This is a genomic window from Kitasatospora sp. NBC_00240, assembly GCF_026342405.1.
Taxonomy (GTDB): domain Bacteria; phylum Actinomycetota; class Actinomycetes; order Streptomycetales; family Streptomycetaceae; genus Kitasatospora.
Genome location: NZ_JAPEMU010000001.1, coordinates 9092634 through 9105878 on the forward strand (window position 1 = coordinate 9092634; position 13245 = coordinate 9105878).

Here is a 13245-nt window from a genome sequence, read left to right on the forward strand (position 1 = left end):
CATCAGCCTCCGGAGCCGCGATGAGCCTGCCGACGTCGAACCCGCCCCTGCCCGTTCCTCCGACACCGCCCCGGCCCCCGGCCGCCGTCGCACCGGGGGCCCCGGTGCGGGTCGGGCCCCCGACGCAGCCTGTCCGACCCGGCGCGGGGTCATGACGGCCGCCCCTGCGGCCACCTCCGGGCCGCCGCGCGGCCGGGCCGCCGCCGTCCGGCGCTCGTCGGGCGCGCTGCGGCCCGCCCGACCGGGCGCCGCGGTCGTGGACGGCGCGGCCGCCGTCGCCTTCCTGGCCGCGATGGCCGCCGAACGCCTGGGCGCCGCGACGGAACTCCGCGTCGGTCCGGTACCGGCACTTGCGCTCAGCCTGCTGCTCGCCGGCGCGCTCGCCGTGCGGCGCCGGGCGCCACTGGCCGCGTACCTGGCCGGCACCGCCGCGCTGTCGGCGGAGGCCCTGTTCGTCCTGCCCAGCCCGGTCTCGCCGTACGCGAACCTGGTCGGGCTGTACTCGCTCGGCCTGTACGCGACCCGGGGCCGGGCCCTGCTCGGGCCGGTGGTGGTGCTGCCCGGCATGGCCGCGTACTTCGCCGGCCTGGCCCACACCTACCCGGCCTTGCCCGCGGGGGTGCTGTTCGTCTGGCTGCTGGCCTGGGCGGTCGGCTTCGCCACCGCGCGGCGCCAGGAGGAGCGGGAGGCGGCGCGCCTGCTGCTCCGCCGCCGGGTGGTGGGCGACGAACGGGCCCGGATCGCACGGGAGTTGCACGATCTGGTGGGGCACACGCTGAACGTGATGCTGGTGCAGGCGGGTGCCGCCCGCCGGGTCCTCACCCGGGATCCGGAGCAGACCCGCGAGCTGCTCACGGGCCTGGAGCACACCGGCCGGGAGGCACTCGACGAACTGGACCGGGTGCTCGGCCTGCTCCGTCGACAGGCCCCGCTGCCGGACGTCGGGGCCGGGCCGGGGCCGGGCGCCGTTCCTGTCCCGGCTCCCGTTGACGCCCCGGCTCCCGCGCCCGGGCCGGGCCCGCGGCCCGGGCTCGCCGACCTGCCCCGGTTGACCGGGCGGGCGGGTCAGGCCGGCCTTCGGGTCACCGTCCGGCTCGATCCCGCCGCGCGCGACCTGCCGCGCACGCTCGACCGCTCCGCGTACCGGATCGTCCAGGAGGCCCTCACCAACACCGTCAAGCACGGCCGGACCGGCGCCGACCCCGTCGACGTGACCGTGACGATCGCCGTACGCACCCCAGCCCGGGTGCTCGATCTCCTGGTCCTGGACCACGGCTGCGGCGCCCCCGGCGGATACACCCCCGGCCGGGGGCTGCTGGGCATCGCCGAACGGGTCGCGATGTTCGGCGGCAGCCTGGAGCACGGGGGAGGTGACGGGGGCGGGTTCCGGCTGCGGGTGACGCTCCCGCTCGGGTGAGCGTCCGGGTGGTGGTCGCCGACGACGACGCCCTGCTGCGGGCCGGCGTCGCCCTGGTACTCGGCACCGAGGACGGCATCGAGGTGGTCGGCCAGGCCGCCGACGGCCTGCTGGCGGTCGAGCTGTGCCGGACCCTGACGCCGGACGTCGTCCTGATGGACGTCCGGATGCCCGGCATCGACGGCATCGAGGCGACCCGGCGGATCGTCGCCGCCGGCCTGGCCACCCGGGTACTGGTCCTGACGACGTTCCACCACGACGACTACGTCTGGGGCGCGCTGCGGGCCGGCGCCGGCGGTTTCCTGCTCAAGCGGGCCTCGCCCGAGCGGCTCATCGACGCCGTCCGGACGCTGGCGGACGGCCACGCCCTGCTGGACCCGGCCATCACCCGCGACCTGGTCGGCCACCTGGTCGCCCGCGGCCCCGCCCGGCCGCCGGCCGCCGCGCCCGACCCCCGGCTGGGCCGGCTGACCACCCGGGAGCGGGAGGTCCTGCGGCTGGCCGCCGAGGGGTATTCGAACGCCGAGATCGCGGCCCTGCTCGTCGTCGCCGAGTCCACGGTGAAGACCCACCTGAAGCGGATCCTCGCGAAGACCGACGCCCGCGACCGCGCCCAGGCCGTCGCCCTCGCCTACCGGGGCGGCCTGATGACCGGACCGGACGGCGCGGACTGGACGGGCCTCGGCTGACCGCCGGGGCGGGGGTGGAACCGGGCAGTTCACGGGCGGGGCCGACCGACTTCGGCCGCGGGAACGGGTTCTTGCTGACCCTTCGGGAACTGAGCCGGCAGCCGCGAACGGGCAGCAGGTGTCCACCACTTCGGGAGTCACCAGCCTGACGAGGATGCGAGCGGTGGTGCTTCAGGTCGTGGCCGGACGCGCTCCCGGCAGCGGCAGAAAACACGTTGGCCGGTCCGCTGCGAAGCTGCGACGATGCCCTTTTCCACGGCGGAGGGCATTTGTTCGTTTTCGTGTGTGCGGGATGCGGCGCCAGGCTGAGCATCCCGTTGTCCCAGGTCGAGCTGCCGGTCCACGCCCATCAGAAGTACGGGAACGGGTTTCAACTTCCGGTGCTCATGGAATCGGGCACCTTCGCTGTGGAACGGGAGCCCATGGGGCCGCCGTGGCGCAGGTGGGAGGAGATCGATCCTGAAGAGGCGGCTGCCCGCGGCATCCACGCTCCGGTCCACTTCCTGTCCGACGGCACACCCGGCGCGATTGTCATCGCCCCTGGGGATGTCCGCGGCACCGTGTTCATCCAGAACGGTGGTGGCTACTGCTGCGGCCTCAGCCGGGGTGACGGGCCCAACATGGCCTGCGAGGCGTGCGGCCTGCCCGTGGCGATCCGGATCGACGACTGCTCCCTATGGCAGGCGGTCTGGCTCGCGCCGGATGCGGTGCACCGCCTTCCCGTCGCCGACGCCGACAGCACCGGGCTCTCCTGGGCGGAGCTGCTGGCCGAAGGGAAGGGGACGCCGCCGATCGAGCCGATCGGCACCTGGGGCCGGTGGCGCGGACTCGGCCGCATGTGGTCATGGAGCCCGCAGTGGGAGGCGGCAGCGGGCCGGGCGCTCGCCCACCTGCTGGCGGCCTCGCACAGCCGGTCGGTGACTGTCCCCGACGGCCTGGTCGCGGAAGTCTTCCAACACGTCCTCGACGCCTGGCTGCCCGCGGTCGAGCCGTCGCGGCGCGCCGTCCTGGCCGGACCTGGTCTGCCCGACCCCGACACGGACGCCGACATCATCCTTGTTCCTACTCACCCGCAGACGGGAGAACTCTGGAGCCCGGGCGGCTCGGACGTGTCGGCGTACCCGGTGCCGCTGCCGTTCGGGGTGTGGATGTGGATGGCCTTCCCCGAGCGAGACCTGCAGCACCCCGCGTCGGGAACCATGCCCGACGGCGTTCTCCGCGACGACCCGCCGGTGCCGCACCCCCACCACCTTTTCCAGGTCGACCAGGAAATTCTCCGGCACACGCTGGTCCGGTTGCCCGCCGACGGCAGCCCGTGGCTGCGCGAGTTCCACAAGAACCCCACACAGCGCATGCGCGCCGGCCTCCTCTGACCGACTGACAGGGGGGCGCCGCTGTTCACTCGGCGGCACTGTCGCAATCGAGGTTCCGGTCCGTTCGGCAGGGGACCGGGAGCGCTTCTCGTGATCACGGTCAGCCGGTGAACCGGTGCCACCAGGGCTGCGCGGGCGGCCGCGGAGCCTTGGTGACGGTCGGGTCGAAGCGGCTCTCGGTCGGGGTGTCCCACTCGATCAGGGCGGCCGGGAACCAGGTGACCGGCTTGGTGTCGCCGAGGGCGTCGGCCCAGGCGGCGAGGCAGGTGCCGGGCCCGTCGTGATGTCGATCGTCCACCCGTACGGGATCCGTCCTGGCGTGCTGTGTCGTACGGGTCGGGGCGGAGGCTTCCTGGCCGGTCCTGCCCGGCGGGCGGTCCCCGTTCCTCAGGACGGTCGCGGGCGAGCTCCGCCGGTCCGCCGGTCAGTCGGCCAGCGCGGCGTCCACGGCGGCGCGGGCGTGCAGGCTGGTGGTGGCGAACACCGGGACGGGGCTGTGCTCGGGGCCGATCAGCAGCTCGATCTCGGTGCAGCCCAGCACGATGCCCTCGGCGCCTGCCGAGACCAGGTCGGCGATCACGGCCCGGTAGGCGTCCCGGGACTCCTCCCGGACGATGCCCAGGCACAGTTCCTGGTAGATGACCCGGTGCACCTCGGCGCGGCCGGCCGCGCCGGGGACGATCACCTCAAGGCCATGACTCGCGAGCCGGTCCCGGTAGAAGTCCTGCTCCATGGTGAAGGCGGTGCCCAGCAGTCCGACCTTGCCGAGGCCGGCGGCGAGCACCGCCGCGGCGGTGGTGTCGGCCAGGTGCAGCAGCGGTACGGAGACGGCCGCGGCCACCTGGCCGGCCACCTTGTGCATGGTGTTGGTGCAGATCAGCAGCAGATCGGCGCCGGCCGCCTCCAGCGACCTGGCGGCCTCGGCGAGTACCTCGCCGGCCTGTTCCCACTGTCCGGCGCTCTGGAGCTGCTCGATCTCGGCGAAGTCCACCGAGTGGAGTACACACTTGGCGGAGTGCAGGCCGCCGAGGCGCTCCCGCGTCAGTACGTTCAGCAGACGGTAGTACTCCGCGGTCGATTCCCAGCTCATCCCGCCCAGCAGCCCGATGGTCTTCATCAGGTCACCTTGGCACAGGCCCGGCGGTCCCCGACCGGCGGGCGGCCCTCGACGCACCCGGCCTCCCGGCACGCTGCCCGGCTGCCCGGTTTCCCGAGACCTGCGCCCCGGAACGACGCCTGATCACCGTCACCGGATCAGGCGCTGCACCTCGCCGTAGGTCGGCACCGGGGTGTCCGGGCCGGTGGCCGGCCGGCCGGCGCGGACGGCGACGGCCGCGGCGGTGGCGGCGCCGAGTGCCAGCCGGTAGAGCAGGGAACCGAGGCTGACCCGAGCGACCCCGAGGTCGGCGAGCTGCGGGAAGGCCGGACCGGTGGGGGAGTGGAGGATGTTCAGCGGGACGCCCAGGTGGCGGACGAGGCCCGCGATGCCGTCGGAGTCGGCGAGGCCGGGGACGAAAACCCCGTCGGCGCCGGCCTGCTGGTAGGCGTCGAGCCGGCCGATCGTCTCCTGCTCGTGGCCGCCGAGCCAGTGCGTGTCGGTACGGGCGTTGACGAAGAGTCCGGGGGCGGCGGCCTTCACGGCCGTGATCTTCGCCGCGTGCAGGGCGACGGGGGCCAGCGAGCCGTCGGACCGACCGTCCTCCAGGTTGATGCCGGCCACCCCGGCGGCGGCCAGCTCACCGGCCAACTCCGCCACCTCGGAGGGGTCGTCGCTGAAGCCCGCCTCCACGTCCACGGAGACGAGGAACGGCTCCTTGCCGAGCCGCCGGGCCAGCCGCAGGGTCTCCTCCCGGGTGGCGGCGGTGCCGTCCGCGAGGCCCGCCGCCGCGGCGACGCCGAGGCTGGTGGTGCCGATCGCGGCGAACCCCTGGCCGGCGAGCATCGCCGCCGAGGCGTGGTCCCAGGCGTTGGGGAGCAGCAGGGGGGAGCCGGGGCGATGGAGCGCGGCGAAGCTGGTCATGACGTCCTCCGGTCGTGGGAGTCGTGGGAGTCGTGGGAGTCGTGGGGGTAGGCGGAGCAGGCGGAGTTCGGTGAGCGGTGGGGGACGCGAGGAGCCGGGGGCGTGACCGGTTCGGCGGAGTCGGGGGCGCCGGCCCCGGCGTCGCTGTCCAGGACGCCCGCCGCCAGGGCGAGGGCGTGCCGGCGGCCCGGGCATAGCCGGGGCGGTGCGCCGAAGGTCAAGGCCTCCGGGCCGGGCCGCTCGGCAGCGCCGGAGCGCTCCGGGTCGAAGGCGTCCGGGGTGAGGAAGACCTGCTGGTCCCGGTCGGCCGCGGCGATGTCCAGCACCACCAGGTCGCCCACGGCGATGTCCGCGCCGGCCACCCGGGTCGCCCGGACGGCGATCCGCCGCATGGCCCGGACCGGCGGGTCGTGGCGCAGAGTCTCGGCCAGCAGGGCCTCGACCGAGTGCCGGCCAAGGTGGCCGGCGGCGGCCCGGCGGGTGTGCTCGACGAGGTCGGCGGTGGCGTCGCAGGCCTGGACGAGGAGACCGATCCGGTTCGCGGCGGCCTCCAGCAGGGCCTCGTCCGGTTCGGTGGCGGCGACTGCGGGGCGCCCGCCGGGCGCTGCTCCGGACGGCGGCTCCTCCGATCTTCCGTACGGCAGTTCGTACCGCAGTCCGGGAGGTCGTTCGTCGGGCCGCGCCCCGGCCGGGCCTGGCAGGAGGTGCGACTTCCCGTCCGCTGCGCTCGCGTTGCCCGCCTCGCCCGCGGTGGTCGGGCGCCAGGCCGAGGGTTCGGCGGGCAGCGGGCAGCGGGCAGCGGGCAGCGGGCAGCGGGCAGCGGGCAGCGGGACGAGGCGCGGGTCGGCGAGCGCGGTCCTGACGTCGGCGTACCGGTCGAACGCGTGGGCTGCGGTGGTCATGGGCCTCACTCTAGGAGCGGCTGACTTCGGCCCGCGCCGAACTGTGCCGATGGCCCACCTCCGATGGCCCGCACCCGCCCGGCCCACCTCCCACCCTCCCGCCCGGCGCACCTCCCACCCCCCTCCCGGTCCACCCCCGCCCGGTCCACCCCCGCCCGGCCGGCACCCGGCACCGGGAAGCCCGGCCGAACTCCCGGAGTTCACCCGGTCGCGGGCGCCCTGCCGCTACATTTGACGGACGGCCAGGGCCGTACGGCGTTCCGGGCCGCCACCCCGGGGCGGAGCAGGGACGGCGGCGCTGCGCCCGGCGTCGCCGGCAACCGGCGTCCCGGCCGGGTGCCGGGAAGGAGCTGCAGGATGACGACTCATGACGCGCCGCCCGTGCGCGAGCCGGTCGGTGCGGACGAGGCCGACGCCCTGCGCGCCCTGGCGGCCAGGGAGCGGGACCGTGCGGCGACGCTCGCCGGCGTCCTGGAGGACATTGCCCTCAACGGCCTGCCCTCGCCCGAGGAGTGCCGGCCGTGGGAGGAGATCCGCGAGGAGCACTTCCGCCGCCTGATCGGGGAGTAGCCGGGCTGCGGCCTGGTCCGGCCGCGCGAGGGGTCCGGCCGCGGAACGGGTTCGGCCAGGCAGCGGATCGGCCGGGCGCTTCCCGGCCCACCGGGAGGGTCAGAAGCTCCCGAACGTCGGCCGCCCGGTCGGCCGGTAGGTGTGGACGGCGATCCCGGTACCGGTGGTGCGGGACTCCACCAGCCGGAACGACGTGGGCAGGCCCCCGGCCGGGAACAGCCGTTTGCCCTTCCCCTTGGCGACCAGGTCGCCCGGGTCGGTGACCTTGGGCCGGTGTCCCGCGAAGATCTCGTACGTACGGCGGCCGAGCAGGAAGGCACCGGCCCGCTCGACGACCTCGGTCAGGTAGCCGTTCAGGTCCTCGTCGGCGAACGGGACGAGCCAGCCCCCGAACTCGAAGCCGCCGCCGGGGTCCTCCGTGGGGCCGCCGGGAGCCTGCACCACACCGTCCAGGGTGAGGAAGGCGGTGAGGGTCGGCTCGGCCATCGGGTCTCTCCGTCCGGTCCGCTCCGGTGGGCCCGTCCAGCGTCCCGGACCTGCCGCGGGTACCTGCTCCGCGCCGCGCCGGGCACGTCCGATGTCCACCCGAAGGCCGCCGCCGACGGCCCGCGGCGCGTCGATCGACGGTGGCGGTGCTCGCCTCTCACACCGGTAGCCGCGAGGCCTCGCTCTCCATCAGCGGCAGCAGCAGGTCCAGCGCGGCGGCGCGCGGGCTGGCCAGCGGGCTGGGCAGGTCGAACGACTGCAGGTGACCGCGCCGGACTACGTCGGCGACGGCATGGTCGATCTCGGCGGCCGTGTCCTGCGACAGGGCCGCCGCCAGCAGCAGGGCGTCGCGGCACGGGCCGTCCGGCCGGGCGCCGGTCAGGGCGCGGATCCGGTCGGTGTACGCGCCGGCCCGGGTGGCGGCGGCCAGCCCGGCGAGAGCGAAGCGCAGGGCCTCGTCGCCGCCGGCCCAGCTGCTGAGCAGGGAGGCGGCCACCGCCTCCACCGCCAACCGGGGCGCCGCCTCGTCGGGTGTCTCCGCCGCGGCGAGACCGTGAGCGGCGAGCCGGTCGGCGGCTGCGGCGGCCCGGCGGTCGGCGAGCGTCGCGGCCCCGGAGAGCAGGGTGACGAGCCGGGCCCGGCAGGCGGACGGGACGTCCGGCCGGAGGGCGACGGCGGCCAACAACGGGACGTGCAGCGCGCTGTCCGCGTCGCAGGCCCCGTCGTACATCACACTGCGGGCCAGGTCGAGCAGGACGTCGGGGTCGTCGTCGGGCAGCGTCGGCGCGGTCAGCCATTCGTCGAGCACGTCGATCCCGGCCACGCCGCGTTCGTGCAGCTCGCGGGCGGCCGCGTACACCGACTCCTGCAACGGGGGCAGGGGCCGGCCGGAGTCCGCGCAGGTCAGCGGCGGCTGCGGCTCGGCGTCCTCCTGCGGGGACGGGAACTGCCCGACGATCCGCCGCCGCAACTCCCGTGCGGTGGAAGCGTCCACCTCACGGACCAGGGCGCTCGGCTCCACGGGCACGGCGCCGGCCTCCGGGTACCCGGTGCCGTACCCGACCCCGTAGCCGCCGAACGTGCGGGCGACGGTGTTGACGGCCACCCGCTCCCAGCCGTAGTGCCCGCCGGAGGCCAGGCCCTCGTCGTCGGCGAAGGAGATGACGTGCCACCAGCCGTCCACCCGCCGGCCGGCGTCCGAGGCCTGGTCCGGGTACACCAGGCGGGCCTCCTGGACGGCGACTTCCCGGTGTCCTCGGGCGCCGAGCGCCAGCACCACCGACCGAGCGGGTTCCTCACCCGGTACCAGGAGATCAAATCGGTCCATCACGGCACTCCCCTCCATCCCGGCAACGGCCCCCCGCTGACGGGGCCGGGACCAACCGATGCCCGGACGCAGCCGGGACCGCAGGAGAAGAGCGTAGGAGACGGGTCCGACAACCGAGCCACCGGCATCGGATCCCGGGACGCAGGGGGGCGGGACGTGAGATTCTGGGCGGTTGGGTCCCGCACGATCGGTTCCTGGGCGATCGGATCCCGGGCCACTGGTTCCTGGACGGCCCGTCCCTGGGCGATCGGATCCCGGGCCACCGCGGCGTCGGATGCCGCTACGCCGGGAGCAGGGCCGGCCGCACCGCCCGGAGCCGGCGGCGGGCAGGGCGGTGGGCGCGCTCAGGCCGGGAGCTCCGCCGGGGGCAGCGGGGTGTCCCAGTCCAGCAGACGCAGCAGGTCCTCGTCGACGCCCGGTGCGGGCCGCTCGGAGTCGCGCGGCGGAGCCCCGGCGGGCGAGGGCCCGTCGGTGCGGCTGGCGGTGAGCCGGGCGCTCGCCGCGGTGTTCCGCTCCGCCCGGGGCCGGCGCAACGCCTCGTAGCGCGCCAGGGCCGCGACGTGCGCGTCGACGGCGGAACCGGTGCCCGGGCCGGCCTCGCGCAGCGCCTTCGCCAGCACCACGGCGTCCTCCAGGGCCATCGACGCGCCCTGGCCGGTGGCCGGTGAGGCCGCGTGCGCCGCGTCACCGAGCAGGACGGTCCGCCGCCCGCGCCAGCGGCCCCCGGGCGCCAGGTGCCGGGCGTTGGTCACCATCAGGCGGTCGGTGGTGGCCGCGACGATGTCCGCGGCGGGGGTGCGATCGGGGCGCAGCAGCACCAGCAGCTGCTCGCGCCACCCGGCCGGCCCCGTTGCGGCCAGCTCCTCGGCGCTCGCCGGCGGGCCGGGCACCCGGGCGAACCAGTAGGCCTCCCCGTCCGGGGAGAAGGCGTAGCCGAACGCGGCGCCGCTCCCGCGCACCATGGTGATCCGGTCCGTGGGCCCGCCCACCGGGGCCGGCGCGTCGGCCGTGTAGCCGTAGAAGACGCGCTGGCCCGCGTACTGCGGCCCGGCGCCCTCCGGGTCGAGCTGCGAGCGGACGGCGGAGTGCAGCCCGTCGGCCCCGACCAGCACATCAGCGTGCGCCGTACCCCCGTCGGCGAAGCGCACGGTGACACCGTCGGCGCTCTCGGTGAGGCCGGTGAGCCGGGCCCCGTGCCGCAGCGGGATCCCGCGCCGGCGGACCTCGGCGCGCAGGGCCTCGCCGAGCTCGGCGCGGCGGAGGCAGCGGTACCGGGCCGGCGCGTGATCGTGCTCCCCGAGGGGTACGGTGGCCAGCTCCCGGCCGCCCTCGTCGAGCACGCTCATCGTGCTGAGCGGGAAGCCGAGGCCGCCCACCGGCGCGGCGGCGTCCAGCTGGGCGAGTGCGCGCATGCCGTTGCTGGCGAGGGTGAGGAACGCCCCGGCGTCGGCCCCGCCGTCCGGGTGCGCCTCGTGGACGGTCACCTCGAAGCCGGCCTTGTGCAGCCCCAGGGCCGCCGACGCGCCGCCGATGCCCCCGCCGACGACCATGATCCTCGTCACTCCGGCGCCTCCTTCGGGTTCCACCCGGCTGCTCCGGCCGGGGTCTGACGACGGCTCATCCTGACGGCCTCGCCAAGGTCGTCCCGGCATGAGCCCGTTCCCACCGCGACCCTAGCCGCCGGTCGTGCCCGACCCGCCCGGAACGGCCCGGCGCGGCCGAAACCTGCCCTGCGGCCCCGGCCCGGTCCGGGCCCCGCGGCGGCGCGGGGGACGGGCTGGTGACGAGCGGTGGGCGGGCGGTTCCGGGCGGTTTCCGGACGGCTTCGCGCGGCCGGGGGCGAGTGTCGTGTGATGTCTTCGGGGCGGACGATGCGGTGCCTGCCGGTGAGATGGTGCAGGATAAGGACATGTCTCAAAACGTTTACTTCGACATCACCATCGACGGCGAGGCCGCCGGGCGCATCGTCTTCAAGCTCTACGACGACGTCGTGCCCAAGACCGCGAAGAACTTCCGCGAGCTGGCCACCGGCCAGAACGGGTTCGGTTACGCCGGTTCCGGCTTCCACCGCGTCATCCCCGAGTTCATGCTGCAGGGCGGTGACTTCACCCGTGGGGACGGCACGGGCGGCAAGAGCATCTACGGCGAGAAGTTCGCCGACGAGAACTTCACCCTCAAGCACAACAAGCCGTTCCTGCTGTCCATGGCGAACGCCGGGCGCAACACCAACGGCTCGCAGTTCTTCATCACCACGGTGCTCACCCCGTGGCTCGACGGCAAGCACGTCGTCTTCGGCGAGGTCGTCACGGGCCAGGACCTGGTGACCAAGATCGAGTCGCTCGGCTCCCAGTCGGGCAACACCAAGGCGAAGATCGTCATCGACGCCTCGGGCATCGTGGAGTAGTTCCGCGATCCGGCGGGAGTGGATCGCGGGGGCGCACCGTAAGGGCGGCCCCGCCGCTCCACGGCCGTACCGGCCGGGCCATCGCGGACCGAAAGGCTCCGCGGCGGCCCGGCCTGCGTCGTTCCGGGAACGCAGGCCGGCCCGGACTCCGCCCGGCTGCCCGTCGCGCCCCGCGCCCGCCCGGCTGCCCGCTGCGCCCCGCGCCCGCCCGGCCTCGTGCCGTCCGCGCCGTGAGTCCTGCCGGTCGTGGCCCCGGCGGCCCGGGGGTCGGCCCCGGAACCGGCGCCGGGGCAGGGCCGTCCGGGGGAGGCACGGGGACCCCGCAGGGTGTCGGCCGGCCAGGAGGCGCCCTCGCCCCGACAGTGGGGAGGTCCGCCCCGGCGAGAGGCCGGCCAGACCTGGGGAGCCGGTTGATGGACCGTCCGACAGCTGTGTCGCACCACGGCTACTCGGAGCATCGCTGGAAGGCGCTGGCCGGCATGTGTGTCGCGGCCGGCATGGTCTGGCTGTCGTTCGCCGACTTCGGGGTGGCCGTCCCGACCATCTCCAGGGAACTCTCCGCCTCGCTGCCCGACCTGCAGTGGGCCAACAACGCCTTCAGCCTGTCGACCGGGGCGCTGGTGCTCGCCGCAGGCCGCCTGGGCGACGTGTACGGGCGCAAGCGGATGCTGGAGATCGGCCTGATCGTGATGGGCGCCGTCTCGCTGGTGACGGCGTTCGTGCCGGGCGTCACCGGCATGATCGTCGGCCGCGGGGCGATGGGTGTCGGTGCCGCGCTGATCCTGCCGGCCACGCTGGCGCTGATCCCGCCGATGTTCCCGCCGGAGGAGCAACCCCGGGCCTTCGGCGCCTGGATGGCCGTCGCCTGGGTCGGCCAGGCGGCCGGACCCGCCGTCGGCGGCGTCCTCACCGGCCTGCTCGGCTGGCGCTCCACGTTCTGGATCAACGCCCCGCTGGCCCTGGTCGGCCTCTGGCTGGTGCGCCGGGCCGCGGTGGAGTCCACCGACCCGAACGCCTCCCGGCACATCGACATCCCCGGCCTGCTGACCAGCGCGCTGGCCGCCTTCTGCCTGCTCTACGGCTGCACGGCCGGGCAGGAGGAGGGCTTCGACGACCCGCTGATCATCGGCCTGCTGATCGCCTCCGTGGTGCTGGCCGCCCTGTTCGTCTACCTGCAGAAGCACCTGTCGGACCCGCTGATCGACCTGCAGCTGTTCTCCTCCCGGCCGTTCTGCGGCGCGCTGGTGGCCAACTCGGTCATGAACATCGTCTTCGCCGGGGTGAGCTTCCTGCTCACCCTGTACCTGCAGGAGGTCCGCGGCTACGGCCCGGTCGCCGCCGGGCTCCTGCTGCTGCCCTCGACCGTCACCATCCTGCTGCTCAACCCGTTCGGCGGCCGGGTCTCCGCCCGGCGCGGTGCCCGGCTGCCGGTGGTGATCGGCGTGCTGCTGCTGGGCGTCGGCACGCTGGTGGCCGCGATCATCGGACGGCACTACAACTACGCGATCCTGGCCGCCGGGCTGCTGGTGCTCGGCGCGGGCCTGGGCCTGATGTCGATCCCGCTGTCCGACACCGCGGTGGCGGGGCCGCCGGAGGAACTCGCCGGTACCGCCTCCGGGATGTTCAAGGTGACCAGCATGCTGGGTGGGGCCTTCGGGGTCGCCGTCATGGTCGCCGTCCAGCAGGCCGTCGAGACCAACCAGGCGATCGACCGGGCGAAGGCCGCCGGCCTGTCCGACGCGGACGCCCAGCAGCTGGGCAACGCCGTGACCGACTCCAAGCTGGCCGATCAGATCCTCGCCTCCGTCGACCAGGCGACCAGCGACGCGATCACCGCCGCCTTCCAGGAGGTGGAGGCCCTCGGTGCGGGCCGGGCGATGGCGCTGGCCGGCCTGCTCGCGGTGGTCGCGACCCTCGCCCTCCCGCTGATCTGGCGGACCGGCCCGCCCCGCCCGGCCGAAGCCGCCCAAGCGGTCACGCCGACCGAGGCGTCCTGACCGGGCCTTGCCCGGCTGCTCCCGCACGACCGTCGGCCACGGCCCGTCCGGCCCGTCCGG

General features: G+C 75.2%; 13 protein-coding genes. 6 read left to right on the top strand and 7 right to left on the bottom strand.

Annotated elements, in window-relative coordinates:
* The first annotated feature begins 151 nt into the window (after positions 1-151).
* The 3 genes from OG689_RS38570 to OG689_RS38580 all read left to right on the top strand — a co-directional run bounded on the left by OG689_RS38570 (position 152) and on the right by OG689_RS38580 (position 3479).
* The gene (locus OG689_RS38570) at positions 152-1417 is read left to right on the top strand and encodes a histidine kinase (RefSeq protein ID WP_266326310.1); all 1266 of its coding nucleotides are present in this window, start codon (positions 152-154) and stop codon (positions 1415-1417) included.
* Complete coding sequence (locus OG689_RS38575) at positions 1414-2106, top strand: response regulator transcription factor (protein ID WP_266326312.1); 693 nt, start codon at positions 1414-1416, stop codon at positions 2104-2106. Before OG689_RS38570 ends, OG689_RS38575 begins: the two co-directional genes overlap by 4 nt.
* A 269-nt stretch (positions 2107-2375) precedes the next feature.
* Positions 2376-3479 carry a hypothetical protein gene (locus OG689_RS38580; RefSeq protein ID WP_266327746.1) on the top strand — a complete coding sequence of 368 codons (1104 nt, stop codon included), beginning with the start codon at positions 2376-2378 and terminating at the stop codon, positions 3477-3479.
* A gap of 100 nt (positions 3480-3579) precedes the next feature.
* Here OG689_RS38580 and OG689_RS38585 read toward each other — a convergent pair whose 3' ends face one another.
* The 4 genes from OG689_RS38585 to OG689_RS38600 all read right to left on the bottom strand — a co-directional run bounded on the left by OG689_RS38585 (position 3580) and on the right by OG689_RS38600 (position 6401).
* Positions 3580-3777, bottom strand: coding sequence for a hypothetical protein (locus tag OG689_RS38585; RefSeq protein WP_266326314.1), 198 nt, complete (start codon positions 3775-3777; stop codon positions 3580-3582).
* A 126-nt stretch (positions 3778-3903) separates the two neighbouring features.
* The gene (locus tag OG689_RS38590) at positions 3904-4596 is read right to left on the bottom strand and encodes an aspartate/glutamate racemase family protein (RefSeq protein ID WP_266326316.1); all 693 of its coding nucleotides are present in this window, start codon (positions 4594-4596) and stop codon (positions 3904-3906) included.
* A 129-nt stretch (positions 4597-4725) separates the two neighbouring features.
* Positions 4726-5499 (bottom strand): isocitrate lyase/phosphoenolpyruvate mutase family protein, encoded by a 774-nt coding sequence (locus OG689_RS38595; RefSeq protein ID WP_266326318.1) that lies wholly within the window; start codon positions 5497-5499, stop codon positions 4726-4728.
* Entirely contained in the window at positions 5496-6401 is a 906-nt protein-coding gene (locus tag OG689_RS38600; protein WP_266326320.1) for a cytochrome P450, read from the bottom strand. The genes OG689_RS38595 and OG689_RS38600 overlap by 4 nt, the downstream gene beginning before the upstream one ends.
* Before the next feature lie 357 nt (positions 6402-6758).
* On the opposite strand from OG689_RS38600, the gene OG689_RS38605 reads away from it, so the two are divergent.
* The gene (locus tag OG689_RS38605; RefSeq protein ID WP_266326322.1) at positions 6759-6971 is read left to right on the top strand and encodes a hypothetical protein; all 213 of its coding nucleotides are present in this window, start codon (positions 6759-6761) and stop codon (positions 6969-6971) included.
* A gap of 99 nt (positions 6972-7070) precedes the next feature.
* Here OG689_RS38605 and OG689_RS38610 read toward each other — a convergent pair whose 3' ends face one another.
* From OG689_RS38610 to OG689_RS38620, 3 genes are all read right to left on the bottom strand, one after another.
* Positions 7071-7457 (bottom strand): hypothetical protein, encoded by a 387-nt coding sequence (locus tag OG689_RS38610; protein WP_266326324.1) that lies wholly within the window; start codon positions 7455-7457, stop codon positions 7071-7073.
* Positions 7458-7614: 157 nt separating this feature from the next.
* Positions 7615-8784 carry a hypothetical protein gene (locus OG689_RS38615; RefSeq protein ID WP_266326326.1) on the bottom strand — a complete coding sequence of 390 codons (1170 nt, stop codon included), beginning with the start codon at positions 8782-8784 and terminating at the stop codon, positions 7615-7617.
* A gap of 344 nt (positions 8785-9128) precedes the next feature.
* A complete protein-coding gene (locus tag OG689_RS38620) occupies positions 9129-10346 on the bottom strand; it encodes an FAD-dependent monooxygenase (RefSeq protein WP_266326328.1) in 1218 nt (405 codons plus the stop codon).
* Between the two features lie 347 nt (positions 10347-10693).
* Between OG689_RS38620 and OG689_RS38625 the strand changes: the two genes are divergently transcribed.
* Together OG689_RS38625 and OG689_RS38630 are read left to right on the top strand one after the other, a co-directional pair.
* Positions 10694-11188, top strand: a complete 495-nt coding sequence (locus OG689_RS38625; RefSeq protein ID WP_266326329.1) for a peptidylprolyl isomerase — start codon at positions 10694-10696, stop codon at positions 11186-11188.
* A gap of 413 nt (positions 11189-11601) precedes the next feature.
* Complete coding sequence (locus OG689_RS38630; RefSeq protein ID WP_266326331.1) at positions 11602-13185, top strand: MFS transporter; 1584 nt, start codon at positions 11602-11604, stop codon at positions 13183-13185.
* Positions 13186-13245: the final 60 nt, after the last annotated feature.